3 protein-coding genes are annotated in these 6,179 nt (G+C 73.2%); 2 read left to right on the top strand and 1 reads right to left on the bottom strand.

The genetic code is table 11. From position 1 onward, the window contains the following. Positions 1-88: 88 nt before the first annotated feature. Entirely contained in the window at positions 89-2,167 is a 2,079-nt protein-coding gene (gene recG, locus B9O00_RS25670) for an ATP-dependent DNA helicase RecG (RefSeq protein WP_085125576.1), read from the bottom strand. Between the two features lie 155 nt (positions 2,168-2,322). On the opposite strand from recG, the gene B9O00_RS25665 reads away from it, so the two are divergent. Next, positions 2,323-2,595: an FAD assembly factor SdhE gene (locus tag B9O00_RS25665; RefSeq protein ID WP_085125575.1), complete on the top strand. Its 273-nt coding sequence runs from the start codon at positions 2,323-2,325 to the stop codon at positions 2,593-2,595. Positions 2,596-2,616: 21 nt separating this feature from the next. Continuing rightward, positions 2,617-6,141 (top strand): transcription-repair coupling factor, encoded by a 3,525-nt coding sequence (mfd, locus tag B9O00_RS25660; RefSeq protein ID WP_218822947.1) that lies wholly within the window; start codon positions 2,617-2,619, stop codon positions 6,139-6,141. The last annotated feature ends 38 nt before the right edge of the window (positions 6,142-6,179 follow it).

Genomic DNA, 6,179 nt, shown 5'->3' with positions numbered 1-6,179 from the left:
CCCAAGCCCGATAGGTCTTGCCCATGAACCGTAGTGAATCACGACCACTGCCGAGCGTCGAGACAAAGGCGCTTACTCGGACAGGCTCCTAGCCCGACCTCAGGTAGCGGATCGCCTGGTCGCGCTCGAAGAGGTAGAGCAGCACGCGCAGGGCCTGGCCCCGCTCGCCGGCCAGCTCCGGGTCGCGCTCCAGGATCAGGCCGACGTCGTCGCGGGCCACGGCCAGCAGCTCGCCGTGGACCGCGATGTCGGCGAGGCGGAACTGCGGCAGGCCGGACTGGCGGGTGCCGAGCAGCTCGCCGGCGCCGCGCAGCTCCAGGTCCTTCTCGGCGATGCGGAAGCCGTCGTCGGTCTCGCGCAGCACCTGCAGGCGCTCACGCGCCGTCTCGCCGAGCGGCCCCCTGTAGAGCAGCAGGCAGGTGCCGGGCTTCTCGCCCCGGCCGATGCGGCCGCGCAGCTGGTGCAGCTGGGCGAGGCCGAAGCGCTCGGCCTGCTCGATCACCATGACGGTCGCCGCCGGCACGTCGACGCCGACCTCGATCACCGTGGTCGCCACCAGGATGTCGGCCGGTCCCTCGCCGAAGGCGGCCATGGCGGCGTCCTTCTCGGCGCCCTTGAGGCGGCCGTGGACCAGCGCGACCCTGCCGGGGAAGCGCTGCTCGAGCACGCGGAAGCGTTCCTCGGCGGCGGCCTGGTCGCTGACCTCCGACTCCTCGACCAGCGGGCAGACCCAGAAGACCTTGCCGCCGGCCGCCATGGCGCGCCCGGCCGCCTCGATGACCTGCTCCAGGCGCTCCAGGGGGATCGCCCGGGTGTCGACCGGCTTGCGGCCGGCCGGCTTCTCGGTCAGGCGCGAGACGTCCATGTCGCCGTAGGCGGTCAGCTCCAGGGTCCGCGGGATCGGCGTCGCGGTCATGACCAGCACGTCCGAGGCCGCGCTCTTCGAGGAGAGCTGCAGGCGCTGCTGCACGCCGAAGCGGTGCTGCTCGTCGACGACGGCCAGCGCCAGGTCCCGGAAGGCGACCTCGTCCTGGAACAGGGCGTGGGTGCCGACCGCCAGCGGCGCGCGGCCGTCGGCCAGGCGCGCCAGGATCCCGGCGCGGGTCTTGCCCTTCTCGCGGCCGGTCAGCAGCACGACCTCGATCCCGGCCGCCGCGGCCAGCGGTTGGATCGTCGCCAGGTGCTGGCGCGCCAGGATCTCGGTCGGCGCCATCAGGGCGGCCTGCGAGCCGCACTCGACGGCATTCAGCATGGCCAGCAGCGCGACCACCGTCTTGCCGCTGCCGACGTCGCCCTGCAGCAGGCGCAGCATCTTGGTCGGCTCGGCCATGTCGGCGCGGATCTCGTCGAGCGCCAGGCGCTGCGAGCCGGTGAGCGCGAAGGGCAGGGCCTCGACGATCCGGCGGGCCAGGCGGCCGTCGCCGCGGATCGAGCGGCCGCGGCTCTGGCGCTGGCGCCGGCGCACCAGGGCGAGGGCCAGCTGGTTGGCCAGCAGCTCGTCGTAGGCGAGCCGCGCGCGCGCCGGCGCCAGCTTCGACAGCTCGGCCTCCTCCCGCGGCGCATGGGCGGCCTTCAGCGACTCCAGCCAGGAGCTCCAGCCCTGGCGGCGGTGCCAGGCCGGGTCCTGCCACTCGGGCAGGTCGGGGGCGCGGGCGACGGCGGCCTGCGCCGCCTTCCAGACGACCTTGGGCTGCAGCCCGGCGGTCAGGGGATAGACCGCCTCGACCGCCGGCAGGTCGTTCTCCTCGGGCTTCGTCACGTAGTCGGGATGGGCCATCTGCGGCCGGCCGCCGAAGTGCTCGACCCGGCCGCTGACGACGCGCCGCTCGCCGACCGGCAGCAGCTTGGCCAGCCAGTCGCCCCTGGCGTGGAAGTAGACCAGCTCGATGAAGCCGGTCTCGTCGCGGGCGCGCACCCGGTAGGGCTGGCGCGACGAACGGCCGGGCAGGTGCTGCTCGACGGTCAGGGTCAGGGTCGCGATGCGCCCGGCCTCGGCCTCGGCGACCGTCGGGCGGTAGCGCCGGTCGACCAGGCCGCTCGGCAGGTGCCAGCAGAGGTCGACGACCCGCGAGCCGGCCAGGCGCTGGAACAGCTTGGCCAGGCGCGGCCCGACGCCGGGCAGGCTCTCGATCTCGGCGAACAGCGGGTTGAGCAGGCTGGGGCGCAAGGGAAGGGTCCGCGGGAGGGTGAATGGCAGGGGTCGGCAGGCTGCGGGTGACGGCGCGCCGTCGGGGGCCTATATCATGGCCCGGTTGACGGAGAGGGGAAATGGCCGGCCAGGAACGCGACGCCCGGGGACCCGACGCTCAGGGGCGGGAATCCATGAGGGCGCCGGGAGAGCCGATCGAGGTCCGGCGCAAGCGCCTGCGCTTCCGCAGCTGGCATCGCGGCACCAAGGAGATGGACCTGCTGGTCGGGCAGTTCGCCGACGGCCATCTGGCCGGCTTCGACTCGGCCCAGCTCGACCGCTTCGAAGCGCTGTTGCTGGAGCCCGATCCCGATCTGTACAACTGGATGACCGGCGCGGCCGAGCCGCCGCCCGAGCTCGATCACGACGTCATGAAGCTGATGCGTGGCTTCAGGTACGAGCCGTAACCTTCGGACGATAAAGATATAGTGCTGACCGAATTGCTGGAGCTGTCCGGCCGCTCGCGAATCGCGAACGCGCCGGAAGGACTGGATGCCCTGCTGCTTGCCGAGGCCGCGCGTGCGCGCCCCGGCAAGGCGATCCTGCACGTCGCGCGCGACGACGCGCGCACCGCGCGCCTGGCCGAGGCCCTGGCCTTCTACCAGCCCTCGGTCGAGGTCCTGACCTTCCCGGCCTGGGACTGCCTGCCCTACGACCGGGTCGGGCCGCACCGCGACCTGGTGGCGCGGCGCCTCTCGACCCTGATCGAGCTGCTGCGCAGGCCGCCGGGCAGGGGCGGGCGCATCGTCGTCGCCACGGTCAATGCCCTGCTGCAGCGCGTGCCGCCGCGCGCGGCGCTCAGGGACCGCGGCTTCTCGGCGGCGCCCGGCGACCAGCTGGCGACCGAGAAGCTGGTCGAGTTCCTCGGCCGCAACGGCTACGAGCGGGTCGACACGGTCGGCGAGCCCGGCGAGTACGCGCTGCGCGGCGGCATCGTCGACCTCTTCCCGACCGGTGCCGAGCAGCCGCTGCGCCTGGACTTCTTCGGCGACGAGCTGGAGACGATCCGCACCTTCGACCCGCTGACCCAGATCTCGACCGGCACCGCCGGGCGGCTCGACCTGCTGCCGGCCAGCGAGGTGCTGCTCGATGCCGACTCGATCCAGCGCTTCCGCAGCGGCTACCGCGAGGCCTTCGGCGCGGTGCGCGGCGAGGACCCGCTCTACCAGGCGGTCAGCGAGGGCCGGCCGCATCCCGGCATGGAGCACTGGCTGCCGCTGTTCCACGAGCGCCTGGAGACCCTGCTCGACTACCTGCCCGGGGCCGCCGTCACCCTCGACCACCAGGCCGAGGAGGTGCGCGACGCGCGCCTGGAGACGATCGACGACTTCTACGAGGCGCGCCGCTCGATCGCCGGCGCCGCGGCCCAGGGCGGCGCGGTCTACCGCCCGCTGCCGCCGCAGCGGCTCTATCTCACCGCCGGCGAGTGGGACGACCGCCTGGCCGACCGGGCGAGCGCGGTCTTCGAGCCCTTCGCCGTGGTCGGCGAGAACGCCCTGGACGCCAAGGTGGTCGAGGGGGGCGGCCGGCACGGCCGCGACTTCGCCGACGCGCGCACCGCGGAGAAGCTCTGGCCCGAGGTCGAGGGCTACCTCTCGGCCGAGCGCCGGGCCGGTCGCCGCGCCCTGGTCGCCGGCTACTCCTCGGGCTCGCGCGAGCGCCTGCGCCACCTGCTGCAGGAGCACGGCATCGGCCCGCTGGCCGTCGCCGAATCCTGGGCCGAGGTCGGGCAGGCGCCGGCGGAGGCGGTGGTGCTGGTCACTTTCGCCGAAGAGCACGGCTTCGGGAACCGGGCCTTCTCCCTGGTCACCGAGACCGACATCCTGGGCGAGCGCATCGTCCGCCCGGCCGCCAGGCGGCGCCGCGCCGAGAACTTCCTGACCGAGGTCTCGACGCTGGGCGAGGGCGACTACGTGGTCCACGTCGACCACGGCATCGGCCGCTACGAGGGGCTGGAGACGATCGACGTCGGCGGCGCGCCGCACGACTGCCTCAAGGTCTCCTACCACGGCAACGACCGCCTCTTCGTGCCGGTCGAGAACATCGAGGTGCTGTCGCGCTTCGGCTCGAGCGACGCCGAGGTCGAGCTCGACCGCCTGGGCCAGACCAGCTGGCAGGCGCGCAAGGCCCGGGTCAAGGAGCGCCTGAAGGAGGCCGCCGACGAGCTGATCCGCATCGCCGCCGCGCGCGAGCTGAAGGAGATCGAGGCGAGCCGGCCGCCGGAGGGGCTCTACGAGGAGTTCGCCGCGCGCTTCCCCTATCCCGAGACCGACGACCAGCTGCGCGCCATCGACGAGGTGCTGGGCGACCTCGACAGCGGCCGGCCGATGGACCGGCTGATCTGCGGCGACGTCGGCTTCGGCAAGACCGAGGTCGCGCTGCGCGCCGCCTTCGTCGCGGCGATGAACGGCCACCAGGTCGCGATCGTCGTGCCGACGACCCTGCTGGCGCGCCAGCACTACGCGACCTTCGCCCAGCGCTTCGCCGGCCTGCCGGTGCGCGTCGCCCAGCTGTCGCGCCTGGTGACCGCCAGGGAGGCGGCGCAGATCAAGGCCGAGCTGGCCGAGGGCAAGCTCGACATCATCGTCGGCACCCACGCCCTGCTCGCCGAATCGGTCAAGTTCAAGGACCTCGGCCTGCTGATCGTCGACGAGGAGCAGCACTTCGGCGTCAAGCAGAAGGAGCGGCTGAAGGCCCTGCGCGCCGACGTCCACGTGCTGACCCTGACGGCGACGCCGATCCCGCGGACCCTGCAGCTCGCGCTGTCCGGCGTGCGCGAGCTCAGCCTGATCGCGACGCCGCCGGTCGACCGCCTGGCGGTGCGCACCTTCGTGCTGCCCTACGACCCGGTCGTGGTGCGCGAGGCGATCATGCGCGAGCACTTCCGCGGCGGGCAGATCTTCTACGTGGCGCCGCGCCTGGAGGACCTGGCCGGGCTGCAGGAGCGCCTCGGCGCCCTGGTCCCGGAGATCAAGATCGCCGTCGCCCACGGCAAGCTCTCGGCGACCCAGCTCGAGGACGTCATGTCGGCCTTCGTCGACCGGCGCTTCGACCTGCTGCTCTCGACCAACATCGTCGAGTCCGGCCTCGACATCCCGAGCGCCAACACCCTGATCATCCACCGCGCCGACCTCTTCGGCCTGGCCCAGCTCTACCAGCTCAGGGGCCGCATCGGCCGCTCCAAGCAGCGCGGCTACGCCTACTTCACGCTGCGCCCCGGCAAGGTGCTGACCGCCGCCGCCGAGAAGCGGCTGCACGTCATGCAGACCCTCGACACCCTGGGCGCCGGCTTCAGCCTGGCCAGCCACGACCTCGACATCCGCGGCGCCGGCAACCTGCTCGGCGAGGAGCAGTCGGGCCACGTGCGCGAGGTCGGCATCGAGCTCTACCAGCAGCTGCTCGAGGAGGCCGTCGCCAACGCCCGCGCCCAGGCCGAGGCGGGCGGCAGCGCCGCCGCGCCGGGCGACGGCCGGCCGGCCGAGGAGCTCTGGGCGCCGCAGATCAACCTCGGCACCTCGGTGCTGATCCCCGAGGGCTACGTGCGCGACCTCAACGTGCGCCTGAGCCTCTACCGGCGCCTCGCGACCCTGGTCGACCGCCAGGAGATCGAGGCCTTCGCCGCCGAGCTGATCGACCGCTTCGGGCCCTTGCCCGACGAGGTCGAGAACCTGCTGGAGGTGATGGCGATCAAGCGCCTCTGCCGCGACGCCGGCATCGAGAAGCTCGACGCCGGCCCGAAGGGCGCGGTCGTCACCTTCCGCGGCGGCGACTTCGCCAACCCGGGCGGCCTGATCGCCTTCCTGCAGCGCCAGCAGGGCCGCGTCGTCCTGCGCCCCGACCACAAGCTGGTCTACAAGCGCGGCTGGGACGGCGCCAAGGCCAAGCTCCAGGGCGCCCGCCGGCTGCTCGAGGAGCTGGCCAAGGTGGCGCGGCAGGGGCAGAAGGCGGCGTAGGGCGCGGGGGGCAGGCCGTGGGAGGGTGATGGGGATGC

Origin of the sequence: Tistlia consotensis USBA 355 (genome assembly GCF_900177295.1) — a bacterium.
In the GTDB taxonomy this organism is placed as follows: Bacteria; Pseudomonadota; Alphaproteobacteria; order Kiloniellales; family DSM-21159; genus Tistlia; species Tistlia consotensis.
This window is presented reverse-complemented; position numbering and strand designations above follow the sequence as displayed.